This is a genomic window from Pseudomonas resinovorans NBRC 106553 (assembly GCF_000412695.1).
In the GTDB taxonomy this organism is placed as follows: Bacteria; Pseudomonadota; Gammaproteobacteria; order Pseudomonadales; family Pseudomonadaceae; genus Metapseudomonas; species Metapseudomonas resinovorans_A.
On record NC_021499.1, the window covers coordinates 2,264,446 to 2,278,423 of the forward strand.

The 13,978-nt window shown below is 66.5% G+C and carries 10 protein-coding genes; 3 read left to right on the forward strand and 7 right to left on the reverse strand.

The genetic code is table 11. The features are described 5' to 3' along the window. Window positions 1-47: 47 nt before the first annotated feature. On the reverse strand, window positions 48-3,002 hold the full coding sequence (locus PCA10_RS10255) for an HD domain-containing phosphohydrolase (protein ID WP_016492003.1): 2,955 nt from the start codon (window positions 3,000-3,002) through the stop codon (window positions 48-50). Between the two features lie 332 nt (window positions 3,003-3,334). On the opposite strand from PCA10_RS10255, the gene PCA10_RS10260 reads away from it, so the two are divergent. Then, on the forward strand, window positions 3,335-4,012 hold the full coding sequence (locus PCA10_RS10260; protein WP_016492004.1) for a response regulator transcription factor: 678 nt from the start codon (window positions 3,335-3,337) through the stop codon (window positions 4,010-4,012). Between the two features lie 8 nt (window positions 4,013-4,020). Continuing rightward, complete coding sequence (locus PCA10_RS10265; protein WP_016492005.1) at window positions 4,021-7,620, forward strand: transporter substrate-binding domain-containing protein; 3,600 nt, start codon at window positions 4,021-4,023, stop codon at window positions 7,618-7,620. Between the two features lie 10 nt (window positions 7,621-7,630). On the opposite strand, the gene PCA10_RS10270 is transcribed toward PCA10_RS10265, so the two are convergent. From PCA10_RS10270 to PCA10_RS10295, 6 genes are all read right to left on the reverse strand, one after another. Continuing rightward, the gene (locus PCA10_RS10270; RefSeq protein ID WP_016492006.1) at window positions 7,631-8,695 is read right to left on the reverse strand and encodes an FUSC family protein; all 1,065 of its coding nucleotides are present in this window, start codon (window positions 8,693-8,695) and stop codon (window positions 7,631-7,633) included. A 13-nt stretch (window positions 8,696-8,708) separates the two neighbouring features. Next, window positions 8,709-10,040: a deoxyguanosinetriphosphate triphosphohydrolase gene (locus PCA10_RS10275; RefSeq protein ID WP_016492007.1), complete on the reverse strand. Its 1,332-nt coding sequence runs from the start codon at window positions 10,038-10,040 to the stop codon at window positions 8,709-8,711. A 61-nt stretch (window positions 10,041-10,101) separates the two neighbouring features. After that, on the reverse strand, window positions 10,102-11,274 hold the full coding sequence (locus PCA10_RS10280; protein WP_016492008.1) for an EAL domain-containing protein: 1,173 nt from the start codon (window positions 11,272-11,274) through the stop codon (window positions 10,102-10,104). 121 nt (window positions 11,275-11,395) lie between these two features. After that, the gene (locus tag PCA10_RS10285) at window positions 11,396-11,713 is read right to left on the reverse strand and encodes a hypothetical protein (protein ID WP_016492009.1); all 318 of its coding nucleotides are present in this window, start codon (window positions 11,711-11,713) and stop codon (window positions 11,396-11,398) included. Continuing rightward, window positions 11,710-12,084, reverse strand: coding sequence for a phage holin family protein (locus PCA10_RS10290; RefSeq protein WP_016492010.1), 375 nt, complete (start codon window positions 12,082-12,084; stop codon window positions 11,710-11,712). Before PCA10_RS10290 ends, PCA10_RS10285 begins: the two co-directional genes overlap by 4 nt. A gap of 2 nt (window positions 12,085-12,086) precedes the next feature. Further along, the gene (locus PCA10_RS10295) at window positions 12,087-12,401 is read right to left on the reverse strand and encodes an ElaB/YgaM/YqjD family protein (protein WP_016492011.1); all 315 of its coding nucleotides are present in this window, start codon (window positions 12,399-12,401) and stop codon (window positions 12,087-12,089) included. A 354-nt stretch (window positions 12,402-12,755) separates the two neighbouring features. Between PCA10_RS10295 and PCA10_RS10300 the strand changes: the two genes are divergently transcribed. Next, a complete protein-coding gene (locus PCA10_RS10300; RefSeq protein ID WP_016492012.1) occupies window positions 12,756-13,964 on the forward strand; it encodes an ammonium transporter in 1,209 nt (402 codons plus the stop codon). Window positions 13,965-13,978 lie beyond the last annotated feature (14 nt).

A 13,978-nucleotide genomic window follows, 5' to 3' on the forward strand; every position in this document is an offset into this window, starting at 1 on the left:
GATGAAAAAGGGCGCCTTGTGGCGCCCTTTTTCGTTTTTGCGCGGGTTCAGTCGAGCCCGGCCTTGGCCAGCACCGCCGCCTCGTCCACCGAATCGATCTGCTCCGGCCGGAGAAAGCGCCGGGCATAGTCCATGTACACCCCGGACACGATGAACAGGCCGAACAGGTCTGGATCGACATGGGCGCCACGGCACATGCCGGCCATGATGCCAAGGGACTCGGAGAGGGTCTTGCCCTTCTTGTAGGGGCGGTCCACGGCCGTCAGGGCTTCGAATATGTCGGCGATGGCCATCATGCGCGCGGGCAGGCTCATCTGGTCGCGGGTGAGGCGTTTCGGGTAGCCGGTGCCGTCCATCTTCTCGTGGTGCCCACCGGCGATCTCCGCCACGTTCGCCAGGTGCGGCGGGAAGGGCAGGTGGTTGAGCATCAGGATGGTCTGCACGATGTGGTGGTTGATGATGTAGCGCTCTTCGTCGGTCAGCGTGCCCCGTCCAACGGAGAGGTTGTGCAGCTCGCCCCGGTTGAACTTGTGCAGGGGCACCTGCAGCTTGAACCCCCAGGGATTGTCCGGTGCGATCAACTCGCTGGCTGGACGCTCGTGGAGGTGGTCAGGGCGGTCGGCCAGCAACTGCTCTTGTACCGGCAGGACCGCCGGCGGTGTACGGGCCAGGCGCTGCGCCTCTTCCCAGGAAACCCCCAGGCGATTGTCCAGGGTGCGCGTCCAGGTCCGCGCGGCGATGCGCTTCAGGCGTTCCTGGTCGGCCTCGGCCATGGCTTCGCCACCCAGGTTGCAGCGGGCGATGAAGGCGAAGTCGTCGTCCAGCGCCGCCAGCGCCTCATCCCGCAGCCGTGCCGCTTCGCCTTCGTCCGCGCCCTGGGCCAGGCCCTGCCAGTAATCCACCCAGGCATCGCGCTTGAGCACCTCGAAGCGGGTGCGGATCTCGTGGATGCGATCGTTCAGGGTTTCCAGCTTGGTGGCCTTGTCCACCACGTACTCCGGGGTGGTGACCTTGCCGCAGTCGTGCAGCCAGGCGGCGATGTGCAGCGCTTCCCATTCCTCGTCTGTGGGGTTGAAGCCACGGAAGGCGGGCTCTTTGCTGTCCGCGGCGGCCCGGGCCAGCATCAGGGTGATCTCCGGCACGCGCTGGCAATGGCCGCCGGTATAGGGGCTCTTGGCGTCGATGGCGCCGGCCATCAACTGGATGAAGGCATCGAGCAGTTGCTTCTGCTTCTCCAGCAGGCGCTGACTTTCGATACAGAGCGCGGCGACCCCGGAGATGGCCTCGACGAAGGCGATGCGCTCCGGCCTGAGGAGATTCGACCGCGACTCGCTGCCGGTGTCACGGTGCAGCAGCACCAGCACGCCGATGGTCACGCCCTGGCGGTTGTGCAGCCCGGTGCTGACCAGGTGCACCCGTGGGCTGGCCAGGGTCTGCAGCAGGTCGCGGTAGGCGCCGGCCTGGTCGTAGCCGAAGGAGCATTGCTGGCTGGGTCCGCCGTGGGCGGGCAGGTCGAGCCAGCGCGGCATGCTCGGGCTCTCCAGGCCGAAGCTGCGGATGCCGTGGGTCTCCAGATCCTGCTCCTGGTTGTTGAGGAACAGGCCGTGGGGCTCCAGCCGGCCGTTCTGGTTGTCGATCAGGTACAGCAGGCCGCCGGCGGATTCGCTGATTTCGATGGTTTCGTGGAGTACGCGGCGCAGCAGGTTGTCGAAGCGGGTTTCCGCCGAAAGGCTGGAGGCGATCTCGAGGAAGCTTGCGATGGTGTCCTTCATCCGCGCCATGGCCACGGCCAGCTGGTCCACCTCGAGTACCGGCGAACGGCCCATGGCCGGCAGGTCGAAGTTGAAACTGCGGATCGCCTCGGCTTGCGTCACCAGGGCGTGCAGCGGCTTGACCAGGATGCGCGAGAGCAGGATGCCCAGCGGGATGCACAGCAACAGGATGCCCAGGGTCAGCATCGCGCTCTGCCAGCGGATGCGGTAGGCGTCGTCCAACAGCTCGTCCTCGGGGGTCAGCATGACCAGTTGCAGGCCTTGCGGGCCGCCGTCGCTCAGGCGTTGGCGGGTCACCACCCAGCGCCGGTCGCCAAACTCCAGGCTGGTGCGCAGGTCGCCGTCACCGGGCAACTGGCCGACGACGGCGAGGTTCGGGCTGAGGTCCTTGACGTTGCTCAGCTCGGGCGTGCCGTTGCTGCGAACGATCAGCTTGCCGGCGTCGGGGTAGGCCACCGCATGGCCGTCCGGCTGGTAGAGCGCCACTTCAGTGGAAGGGGTGACCTTGTGCTTGGCCAGGGTGGCGGAGAGATCGTTCAGGGTCAGGTCGGCACCGATCACCGCGTCGGTTCCGCTGGGTCTGGCCAGGGTGGTGCCCACCGCGCCGCTGGAAAAGAACACATAGGGCGCGGTGGTGATCTTGCCGTCCTGCTCCAGGGCCCGGTAATACCAGGGTCGTCCTCGCGGGTCATAGCCCTCCTTGAGGTTCTGGCGGCGGCTGATTTCCTGGAGCTTGTCGTCGAATAAGATGCTGGTGGATTGCGCTCGGTAGTTGTTGTCGCGCTCGATGCTCCAGACCTGGTAAGCGGCCTTGGGCGGGGCGTCGAAGGCTTTCTTCAGTACCTCGTCGCGCAGAGGGCGGACCATCAGGAAGTCGCCGTCGTCGTAGCCGAAGTAGAGCGAAGCGAGCTTGGGGTTGTCCTGCAGGGCCTGGGCCAGGGGCTTGAGCAGGCTGTCCACGCGTTCGAAGGTTCCCTGGTTCTGGTCGCCGCCGATCAGCGCCAGCAGGTTCAGCAGGTGGTGGATGGGCTGGTAGGTGTGGCGCAGGTCGGTTTCCACTTCTTCGCTGATGCGGCCGAAGAGTTCGTCGCTGCTGGAGAGGATGATCTGGCTGGTCTGGCGGTAGTTGAACAGGCCCAGGACCACACCAGTGAGGACCAGGAGGAGAGTGAACAGCGCGCTGATATGGACATGCAGCGGAAAACGACGCTCCGAGAACTTTTGCGGCATTGCGGCACTCTCCTTTAGCCCCCTCCCTGAGGGCTAAAGGAGCATAGATGAGGGTGCTGCCCGGCGTCGTGCAAATTGCCTTGCCAGACAGCCCCGAGCGCCGATGGGTACGGAAATTCCCTTCAGCGGTAGGTGCTGGGTTCCGTGGGTTGGTCCACTCAATACTTCGGAAGCAAGTGATGGGTTTCGCCGAAATCGGACGCTTTGCGTAGGACGGGGTGCAAGTTCGAGTAGGTGGCTTCTTGAATTGGGCCGGCGGCGGGTCCCAGGGGTCGACAGTGCGAAGGGCTTCTCTATCTTGACAGCCTTCAACGGGCCAAGGGAGAGATGCCATGAGCAAGCTGGTTAACCTGGATGATTTTCTCGAGACCGGAGGCGAGTCCGCCTACAAGGTGATGATCGTCGACGACCATCCGGTCATTCGCCTGGCGGTGCGCCTGTTGCTGGACCGCGAGGGCTACGCCATCGTGGCTGAGGCGGACAACGGCGTGGATGCCATCGCGCTGGCGCGGGAGCACCTGCCGGACATGGTCATCCTCGACATCGGCATTCCCAAGCTCGGCGGCCTCGACGTGATCGCGCGGCTGCAGGCCCTCGACCTGCCCCTGCGGGTCCTGGTGCTGACCGGGCAGAACCCCAACCACTACGCCACGCGCTGCATGCAGGCCGGCGCGGCGGGCTTCGTCTGCAAAGAGGGCGATCTCTCCGAAGTCACCGCGGCGGTGCGCGCGGTGCTTTCGGGCTACAGCTACTTCCCCAGCGACGTGATCAAGTCCGGCAAGCGCCAGGTGGGGCTGCCCGACGAGATCGAGATGATCGGCCGCCTTTCCGATCGCGAGCTGGCAGTGCTCAAGTTTCTCGCCAATGGCTACAGCAACAAGGGAATCGCTGAGGAGATGTTCATCAGCAACAAGACCGTCAGCACCTACAAGACCCGCTTGCTGTTGAAGCTGAACGCCCGCTCGCTGATCGAGTTGGTGGAGTTCGCCAACCGCAACGCCTTGATCTGATTCTTCCCATGCGCTTGCTCGCGCTGTTGCTGGTTTTTCTTCCGCTGTGGGGTCAGGCCGCGGAAGCCACCGACCTCGGCCTGCTGGGTCGCTCCCAGCTGCAGGGTCTGCAGGTGCAGCTGGAGGCCGAGGACGAGCACTGGCTGCGGAGCCGGGATGTGTTGCGGATCGGCACCAGCGAGCCGGACTTCCCGCCGTTCGACATCACCGCCAGTGATCGTGATTACGAGGGGCTGACGGCCGACTACCTGCACCTGATCGCCCAGGCCTTGCGGGTGAAGGTCCAGGTGTTGCGCTTCGCCGATCGCCAGGAGGCGCGCCAGGCCCTGCGCAGCGGCCGGATCGACCTGCTGGGCAGCAGCCTGGGGAGCGACAGCCTGGCCGAGGGCCTGATCCAGACCCGTGCCTATGTGCAGCATCAGCCCGTGATGGTGATGCGCATCGACGACAAGCGCTCTCTCGACGATGACAACTCCGGCCTGCGCCTGGCGCTGTTCGGCGAGGGCGACGGCGTCCGGCGCATCCGCCAGCTTTATCCCGGTGCCGAGCTCAGCCTGCACGGTTCGGTGCGCAGCGCCTTGCAGTCGGTGGCCTTTGGCCAAAGCGACGTGTTCATCGGCGACGCCATTACCGCCAGCTACCTGATCGGCCAGAGTTACCTGGTCAATCTGCGCATGACCAACTTCGCCGGCATCGACGAAAGCGGCTTCGGTTTTTCCCTGGCACCCGACAACCTGCGCCTGCAACGCATCCTGAACCGCGCCATCGAGACCGTTCCCGAGGCCGAGCGGGCCGCTATCCTGCGCCGCTGGGGGGGCGGGGCGGGGTTCTTCCTCGGCAATGAGCCGCTCAAGCTCACCCAGCGCGAACAGCGTTGGCTGGAACGCCATGGCCCGGCCCGGCTGGTGGTGGATGGCAGCTTCGAGCCGGTGAGCTTCTTCAGCCCCCAGGGCCGCCTGCGCGGGATAGTGCCGGACCTGCTGGAGCTGATCCGGCACAAGACCGGCCTGGAGTTCGAGGTGCAGAACAGTTCCAGTGTCGTCGGGATGCTCGACAGCCTGCGCGACGGCAAGGCCGATTTCGCCGCGACCCTGGTCGCCACGCCCGAGCGCAGCCAGTACCTGCGCTTCACCCGGCCCTATTTCAGCAGCAGCAGCGTGATCGTGGTGCGCAGTACCAGCAAGGATCTGACCGACATCGATCAGCTTGCCGGGCGCACCCTCGCGCTGCCCGCCGGGCACGCCTTGACCGGCTACATCCGCGAGACCTACCCGAGGGTGCGGCTGCTCGAGGTGGGCAACGGCGCCCAGGCGCTGGCCAGCGTGGCCGAGGGCAACGCCGACGCCGCGCTGCATTCCATGGTGTCGGCGAGCTTCCTGATCAACCGTAACTACCCCGGCCAGTTGCAGATCGCCGACACCCTGGGGCGTGACCCGGCGCGTTATGTCTTCGCGGTGGTCAAGAACGAGCCCGAACTGCTCAGCATCCTCGACAAGGCGGTGTTGTCGATTTCTCCGGACGAACTGGGCGGCATCATCAATCGCTGGCACACCAATACCGATGCGGGCGATGGCGATTGGAGCGACTACCGCGCGCGGGTCCACCAGGTCGGCGGCCTGTTCCTGCTGCTGGCGCTGGCCTTCGCCGTCTGGGCGTTGCGTCTGCGTGGCCAGGTGCAGCGGCGCGAGCGCGAGGAGCGCCGGCTGAACGACCAGCTGGCGTTCAAGCGCTCGCTCATCGACGGCATTCCCTTCCCGATGCAGGTGCGTGACCTGCAGGGGCGCACCATCACCTGCAACCTCAGCTTCGTCGAGGCCATCGGCGTGCAGAGGGACGACCTGATCGGCAAGCGCCTATTGGAGGTGCCGGGCATCCAGGCCAATACCCTGGAGGAGCTGGATAACCTTAGCCTGCGGGCCCTGGACAGCGGCGAGTCGCTGTTCAGCGACCAGCGCCTGAGCCTGCGCGGCAACAGCCTGGAGGTGTCCTACTGGGCGATCCCCTATCGCGGCGCCCAGCAGAGCATCCGTGGGCTGATCTGCGGTTGGGTCGACATCACCGAACGCAACCGGTTGATGGAGGAACTGCGCCAGGCCAAGGAGCAGGCCGAGTCCGCCAATGTGGCAAAGAGCCGCTTTCTCGCCACCATGAGCCACGAGATCCGCACGCCGCTGAACGCCATCACCGGCATGCTCGAACTGGCCCTCAAGCGCGATCGGCTGGACCGCGAGGCGGTGCAGGTGGCGCGGGATTCGGCGGATTCCCTGCTAGCGCTGATCGGCGACATCCTCGACATCGCCAAGATCGAGTCCGGGCGTCTGGTGCTCGAACCCCGGCGGTCTTCGCCGCGCGCGTTGGTCGAATCGGTGGTGCGGGTGTTCGAAGGACTGGCCTGGCAGAAGGGCCTGGAGCTATCGCTGAAGCTGGACCTGGAAAGCCAGGATGAGGCGATGCTGGACCCGTCCTGTTTCAAGCAGATCCTCTCCAACCTCATCAGCAACGCGATCAAGTTCACCGACCGCGGCGCAATTCGTGTCGGCCTGCGAGCGACACCCTTTGGCGCCGACCAGCTGCAACTGACCCTGGTGGTGGAGGACAGCGGCATCGGCATCTCCCGGGAGGACCAGAAACGGCTGTTCCAGCCCTTTACCCAGTTCGCTGGCAGCATGAGCGTGGAGCGCGGTGGCACCGGCTTGGGCTTGAGCATCTGCCGCCGGCTGGTGGGCCTGATGGAGGGCGGATTGGAACTGCACAGCGAACCCGGCATCGGTACGCGGGTCACCGTCAGCCTGTGCCTGCCGCGCTTGCGGCCCCAGCAACGCAAGGCGGAACAACCGTCGGCCGAGACGCCCGCAACCGAGGTGTTCCGTGTGCTGGTGGCCGACGACCATCCGGTGAACCGGTTGATGCTGGTGCAGCAACTGGAGTTCCTCGGCCACCTGTCCGAGTCGGCGGGCGATGGCCATGAGGCGTTGCAGGCCTGGGAGCGGTCGAACTTCGACCTGGTGATCAGCGACTGCAACATGCCGGTGATGAACGGCTACGAGCTGGCGCGGAACATCCGCGAGCGGGAGCGTGAACGCGGCGCCCGGCCTTGCCTGATCATCGGCCTGACCGCCAACGCCCAGCCTGAAGAGCTGGCGCGCTGCCGTGCAGCCGGCATGGACGATTGCCTGTTCAAACCCATCGGCCTGGATGGGTTGCAGCATTACCTGGGGCAGCTGTCGGTGGCCGGTACTCGGCGGGCCGAGGCGCAGAGCGCGGCGAGCGAGCTGTTCGATGCGGGCTTGCTGGGGCACGCCGCGGGTGGTTCGCCGGAGGTGGTGCGCCTGTTGCTGACGGAGTTGCACCGGGCCAACGAGGCCGATGCCCGGGAGCTCCACGAACTGCTGCTGGGTGGGCACTGGGACGAGCTGGAACGGCTGGTGCACAAGATCAAGGGGGCGGTGAAACTCATCGGCGCGCAGGCCCTGGTGGAGCATTGCGTCGCCTTCTGCGAGGCCCACCGCACGGGCGCCACCGGCACCGCGCTGGAGCCGTTGGCCGAAGCGGTGCGAAATCACCTGGACAACCTGCAAGGGGCATTGGAGCGACACCTGCAGGTTTGACGCGTCAGGGTCATTCGCCCTGGCGCAGCTCTCCTGCCTGCGGCGCCGGACTGCCCCAGCGGCGCCGGGCACGATGGGCGAGGAAGGCCACCGCAAGGGCCAGCGCGGCACCCAGCAGGGTGTTGTAGAGGCGCAGCTCCGGCAGGTGCCAGTCCTGCGACAGGCTTTCGGCCAGCAGCACGAAGGACACTGTGGTCTGCACCACGAAGAGTCCGTAGTGCTGGGCGATGAAGGCCCGGCTGAGCACGATCAGCGGCAGCATGCAGGCCACCAGCACGGTGGGGTCCTGCAGCCAGCTGCCTAGCCCGATCAGGATCAGTGCGCCGATAAGGCTGCCGAGGCAGCGCTGGATGCCACGCTCCATGCTCCTGTCGAGGTCCATCTGGATGGTGGAGATCACCGTCAAGGTCAGCCAGTAGCCCCGGGGCATGCCGGACAGGTTCACCGCCAGGCCGGCGAGCGCCGCGGCCAGGGTGCAGGCCAGGGCGTGGATCAACCAGAGTCGCTGGGGCAGGCGCTGGGCGTGGCGCCGCATGACCCTGGCGAAACTGCCCAGGCGCGGCATCAGCGGCCACAGGCGCATGCCACGGGACGCCCGCAGGCCGAACGCCAGCAGCATCACCCAGAGCCCGCCGATGGCGAACAGCGCACCCACCGCCAGCCCATTGTGCAGGTTGCCCAGACCCGCCTGGCCCTGCCCGAGGCAGAGGCAGGCCGCCAGGCCGACGCCGAGCTTGCCCAGCTCGCTGCCGTAGCGCTGCAGCACGGCCAGCAACAGGCCCATGCAGGCGAAACTGGTCAGGCTCAGCAGGGGGTGGCTGGCGACCCAGAACCCCACCCCGGCGCAGACGGCGCCAAGCCAGGTGAGCAGCAGCATGCGCAGCATGCCGAGGCGGTGGTAGGGGTTGGCCAGGGCGGCGTGGAACGCGCCGGTGGCGGCCCAGAGGAAACCGCTGTGGCTGGTGAACAGGCCCAGCATCAGCGGCAAGCCGCAGCCCATCCCGGCCATCAGCGCCGGACCCCAGGCCGGTGGGCCGGCGTGCCAGCGCAGGCTACGTCTGAACAAGGTTCGCATCGGCGCTATTCCGTCAGGTCGGACTGGAGCGGCCAGTCATCTCACGGGCCATCTCAGTAGCGTAGCTGTCCGTCATCCCGGCGATGAAATCGATCACCCGGACGAACGACCGGTAGAGCGGCCAGGACGGATCGGGTGCGTTGTTGCCGAGCAGGTCGAGGATGCGCCGGTGCTTGAACGACGGCGTACGCCCGCCGTGTTGCTCAAGGGCCGCGCCGCAGAACGCGTTGAGGAGGATTTCCAGGGTGGTGTAGGCGCCGATCTCATGGAGCGTCTTGCGCTTGTCCTGGAAGATCTTCTCGCGGGCGATGGCCTTGGCCTTGAGCACGCATCGCTTGGCCGGACCGTGCATGTGTTCCACCAGGTCGCCCTGCAGGGTGCCGGCCAGCAGGGCGTCCTGCTGCTCGACGAAGGCCCGCGCGGCGGCGTTGGTCAGGTGCTCGATGGCCTTGCCACGGAGGATCGCCAGCTTGCGCCGGCGCGAGTCCAGCGGGCCGAGCTGGCGGTAGGTTTCCGGCAGGTCGTCGCCCACCAGGCCCAGCAGCAGCGACTCGACTTCGGCGTAATCCAGCAGCTCCATTTCCAGGCCGTCTTCCAGGTCGATAAGGCCGTAGCAGATGTCGTCGGCGGCCTCCATCAGGTACACAAGCGGGTGGCGTGCCCAGCGGTGCTCGCCGATGCGCGGCAGTTCGAGCTTGGCGGCGATCTGCTCGAGCAGCGGCAGCTCGCTCTGGTAGCAACCGAACTTGTGCTTCTTGTAGCCCATGGCCTCGGCATCGCGGGAGGTCCAGGGGTACTTGAGGTAGGTGCCGAGGGTGGCGTAGGTCAGGCGCATGCCGCCGTCGAACTGGTGATACTCCAGCTGGGTCAGTACCCGCAGCCCCTGGGCGTTGCCTTCGAAACTGAGGAAGTCGGCGCGCTCGGCGTCGCTCATGGCGTCCAGCCAGCCCTTTGCCGCGGCCTGCTCGAACCAGTGGCGTATGGCGTCTTCGCCCGAGTGGCCGAAGGGTGGATTGCCGATGTCGTGGGCCAGGCAGGCCGACTGCACGATGACGCCGAGGTCCGACGGATCGCACCAGCCCGGAAGCGCATCGCGCAAGGTTTCTCCCACGCGCATGCCCAGGGAACGGCCCACGCAGCTGACTTCCAGGGAGTGGGTCAGGCGCGTGTGGATGTGGTCGTTGCTGGAAACCGGGTGCACCTGGGTCTTGCGCCCGAGGCGGCGGAAGGCGCCGGAGAAGATGATGCGATCGTGGTCTTTGTGGAAGGGGCTGCGGCCCAGCTCGTCGGTGCTGTGCGCCGGTTTGCCGAGTCGTTCGCGGGTGAGCAGGGTCTGCCAGTCCAAGGCCTGTCCTCGCCGTTCAGTGGCCGAAGTCCCTACTCTAACCCAAGCCTCGGCCGGCGGCTCAGTCCATCGCCAGGCACGCGGCGTCGATATCCACCAGCAGCAGGCGGCGGCCGTCATCGATGAACTGCCCGGCGGTGAGGCAGTACTGGTTGGTGGTGGCGTCGCGGTAGGTGCTGGACAGGGTCAGGCGGCGCTCTTCCCAGCCTTCGGCCAGCAACTGGTAGAAGTAGGGCCGCCACGACCAGTTGTGGCCCCGGTAGCTCGGGTCTTCCTGCCAGCCGCCCGGTTCCCAGTGCAGGTTGGGGGTGAGCTGCGTGCCATTGCGGTCGCATTGGTAGATGCGCAGCAGCCAGGGGTAGTCCGCGGGGCAGGCCAGGCTGGCGACCGGGGCGTTGCTTTCGGCCCAGCCGCGCAGTTGCGCCATCAGTTGATTGAGGCTGCGCCGCAGATTCATCAGCCGGGCGCGCTCGGCCAGCTTGTTCTGCACGTAGCGGTCGCGCAGGCGGCCAAAGCGCTCGACGAAGGCGTCGGTCCTGAAGAATTCCAGTCTCGGCTCGGCGAACAGGTAACCCTGCACGTAGCGCGCACCGCATTCCAGGGCGAAATCCAGCTCGGCTTCGGTTTCCACGCCTTCGGCGATGATCCAGCAGCCGGTTTTTTCGGCCATCTGTGCCAGGGCCTTGACCACCTCGCCGCTGGGGCCGCCCCTGGCCGCGGCCTGGAACAGGCGCATGTCCAGCTTGAGGATGTCCGGCTGCAGGGCAAGCACCCGGTCGAGCTGGGAATAGCCGGCGCCGAAGTCGTCGATGGCGATCCGCGCGCCCGCCTCGCGGTAGCGGGCCACCACCTCGGCCAGGCGTTGGCTGGCGCCACCCAGCTCGGTGATCTCGAAGACGATGCGCTCGGCCGGCACGCCGAAGCGCTGCAACTGCTTGAGGCTGGGCAGCATCTGCCCCGGCCGCAGGCGGCTGATCCAGCGGGGAGAAATATTCAGGCTGAGGAACCAGTCCGCCGGCGCTTCGTGCAACCGTTGCAGGGCGTCTTCGCGCAGTTGCCGGTCGAGGCGGCGCAACAGCGCCGGCGACAGTCTGGAATCGACGAACAGCGGACCGACCGACTGCAGGCTGCCATCGGCCTGGCGCAACCGCCCCAGGGCCTCTACACCGGCAATCAGCCCTGTGGCGGTATCAATGAAGGGCTGGAAGCAGGCAAGCGGTTGCCCATCGATCACGTTGACTCCTTAGTGGGAAGGCCTGGCTTTGCGCACAGCGCAGCGAGATGCCCATGCCTGGTGCGGCGGGCCGCTCACCTGTAGCAAGAATGTGGCCAGTTGCCTTCCTGTCGGAGCGCGATCAGCCGGGTCCCTCCCGGGGCGGAGTGCGCAAGAGGGCGCGGAGCAAGGGGTAGAGCGCACCACCGAGGCGCAGCCCGCGCTTCAGGCTGCCCTTGCGCGCCACCAGGAAGCCCAGCGCCGCCACTGCCGCCATGCCCCATAGTGGCGCGTGGGGAATGTCCAGCTGGCGGGTGAAGTCCCGCACCTGGCGCAGCGGCTGGGTCAGGCGCAGGCCTTCGTGGCGCAGTTCCTGGCGATGCATTTCCATGCGCAGGCGTATCAGGGCCTTGCGCATGTCGCGGCGGCTGGCCTTGCGAGGCAATTGCGGCGTGCTCATGGCAGCAGGCGCTCCTTGTCGCGGGCCAGTTCTTCGAGGGTGGCGCCAAAGGGCGACGCTTCGTCATCCACCGCGGCGCGCAGGCGCCAGCCGCAGTAGAGCGTGGCCAGCAGGTAGAAGAGGACGAGGCCGATCGTGGCCTCCAGGCGCCAGTTGTCCCAGAGCAGCGCCAGCACCAGCACCGACAAGGCGATCAGCAGAAGCAGGGCGAAGACCAGCATCAGCCCGCCGAGCAGCAACATGGAGAGGGTCTTGGCTTTCTGCTCCTGCAGTTCGATGCCAAAGAGTTCCACATGGCCGTGCAGCAGGCCGAGCAGGGAAGCGCTGAGACGTCTGGGCGAGGGACCGCGTTCGGGCGTTTCCTCACTCATGGTCAACGCCTGGAAGCCAGCAGGCCGAGCAGGAAGCCGATACCGGCGGCTACCCCCACGCTTTGCCAGGGGTGTGTCTGGACATAGTCCTCGGTGGCGTCGACTGCGGCCTGACCACGCTCACGCAGGTTCTGCTCGGTGTCGCGCAGGGTGTCGCGGGCGCGTTTGAGGCTCTCGTGGATCTGCAGGCGCAACTCGTCGGCCTGTTCGCCGGCCAGGTTGGCGCTGTCGTGCAAGAGTTTCTCGGTGTCAGTGACCAGGGCCTGGAAGTCTGCCAACAGGTCGTCCTGGGCGCGGGTGGCGGTCTTGCGGGGCATGGTGATTCTCCTTTTGGGACTCAAAGCCTAAGAGTAGGTGCCTTTGCGCAGGGTTCACTGCAAATTTGCCAGCGGCCTACTGGTATAGCGCTTGCATCGGGTCGGTGCGCGGTTGTGGCGCGATGCGCCGGATCGGGGCGCCCTGGATGGGCCGCCGGAAGCCGGAAAGCACGTCCAACCTGATGAAAACAATAGAGAAACGCCGTTCGAGAAATGTCTTGTGGCGGCCTGCGCGCACCAGATCGGGCTATGGCCTCGATCCTTCATGGTGCGTACTGGCTTCAGGATGGTGCGCAGGATCTCGAGCTTGAACCGCTTTGGTGCTTTTTCTCACTGCCGGAGTCGCCTTCGCCGATGGAAAACCTCAACAGTGCCGTGGAGACCTTGATCCACGGCTCCAACACCTTGTTCATCCTGATGGGTGCCGTGATGGTGCTGGCGATGCACGCCGGCTTCGCCTTCCTCGAAGTGGGCACGGTGCGCCAGAAGAATCAGGTCAACGCCCTGTCGAAGATTCTCTCCGACTTCGCCGTATCGGCCCTGGCCTACTTCTTCGTCGGCTACTGGATCGCCTATGGCGTGACCTTCCTCGAGCCGGCCAGCGTGCTGGCGGCCGACCATGGCTACGCCCTGGTGAAGTTCTTCTTCCTGCTGACCTTCGCCGCGGCCATTCCGGCCATCATCTCCGGCGGCATCGCCGAGCGCGCCCGGTTCTGCCCGCAGCTGTGCGCCACGCTGCTGATAGTCGCCTTCATCTATCCCTTCTTCGAGGGGCTGATCTGGAACGGCAACTTCGGCCTGCAGGACTGGTTGAAGGACAGCTTCGGCGCCAGCTTCCACGACTTCGCCGGCTCTGTGGTGGTGCACGCGGTGGGCGGCTGGCTGGCCCTGGGCGCGGTGCTGCTGCTGGGGCACCGCAACGGGCGCTACCGCGAAGGGCGCCTGGTGGCCTTCGCGCCGTCGAACATCCCCTTCCTGGCGCTGGGCTCCTGGATCCTGATCGTCGGCTGGTTCGGCTTCAACGTGATGAGCGCGCAAACCCTGCAGGGTGTCAGCGGCCTGGTGGCGGTCAACTCGCTGATGGCCATGGTCGGCGGCACCATCGCCGCGCTGCTGGTGGGCCGCAACGACCCCGGCTTCCTGCACAACGGCCCGCTGGCCGGCCTGGTGGCAATCTGCGCCGGTTCCGACCTGATGCACCCGGTGGGTGCCCTGGTCACTGGCGCGCTGGCGGGCTGCCTGTTCGTCTGGGCGTTCACCGCGGCCCAGGTGAAATGGAAGATCGACGATGTCCTCGGTGTCTGGCCGTTGCACGGCCTGTGCGGGGTCTGGGGCGGCATCGCCTGTGGCATCTTCGGCCAGGAGGCCCTGGGTGGCCTGGGCGGGGTCAGCCTGGTGAGCCAGCTGATCGGCACCGCGCTGGGCGTGCTGGTGGCCCTGGTCGGTGGCTTCGTGGTCTACGGCCTGCTGAAAGCCACCATGGGCATCCGCTTGAGCCAGGAAGAGGAGTACTACGGCGCGGACCTGTCCATCCACAAGATCGGCGCCACGTCCCAGGACTGATGCTGCCGGCTTCA

Coding starts and splice junctions, on each gene's coding strand:
- PCA10_RS10300 (WP_016492012.1), top strand. CDS start 12,756: ATGGAAAACCTCAACAGTGCCGTGGAGACCTTGATCCACGGCTCCAAC.
- PCA10_RS10260 (WP_016492004.1), top strand. CDS start 3,335: ATGAGCAAGCTGGTTAACCTGGATGATTTTCTCGAGACCGGAGGCGAG.
- PCA10_RS10270 (WP_016492006.1), bottom strand. CDS start 8,695: ATGCGAACCTTGTTCAGACGTAGCCTGCGCTGGCACGCCGGCCCACCG.
- PCA10_RS10255 (WP_016492003.1), bottom strand. CDS start 3,002: ATGCCGCAAAAGTTCTCGGAGCGTCGTTTTCCGCTGCATGTCCATATC.
- PCA10_RS10285 (WP_016492009.1), bottom strand. CDS start 11,713: ATGAGCACGCCGCAATTGCCTCGCAAGGCCAGCCGCCGCGACATGCGC.
- PCA10_RS10295 (WP_016492011.1), bottom strand. CDS start 12,401: ATGCCCCGCAAGACCGCCACCCGCGCCCAGGACGACCTGTTGGCAGAC.
- PCA10_RS10265 (WP_016492005.1), top strand. CDS start 4,021: ATGCGCTTGCTCGCGCTGTTGCTGGTTTTTCTTCCGCTGTGGGGTCAG.
- PCA10_RS10290 (WP_016492010.1), bottom strand. CDS start 12,084: ATGAGTGAGGAAACGCCCGAACGCGGTCCCTCGCCCAGACGTCTCAGC.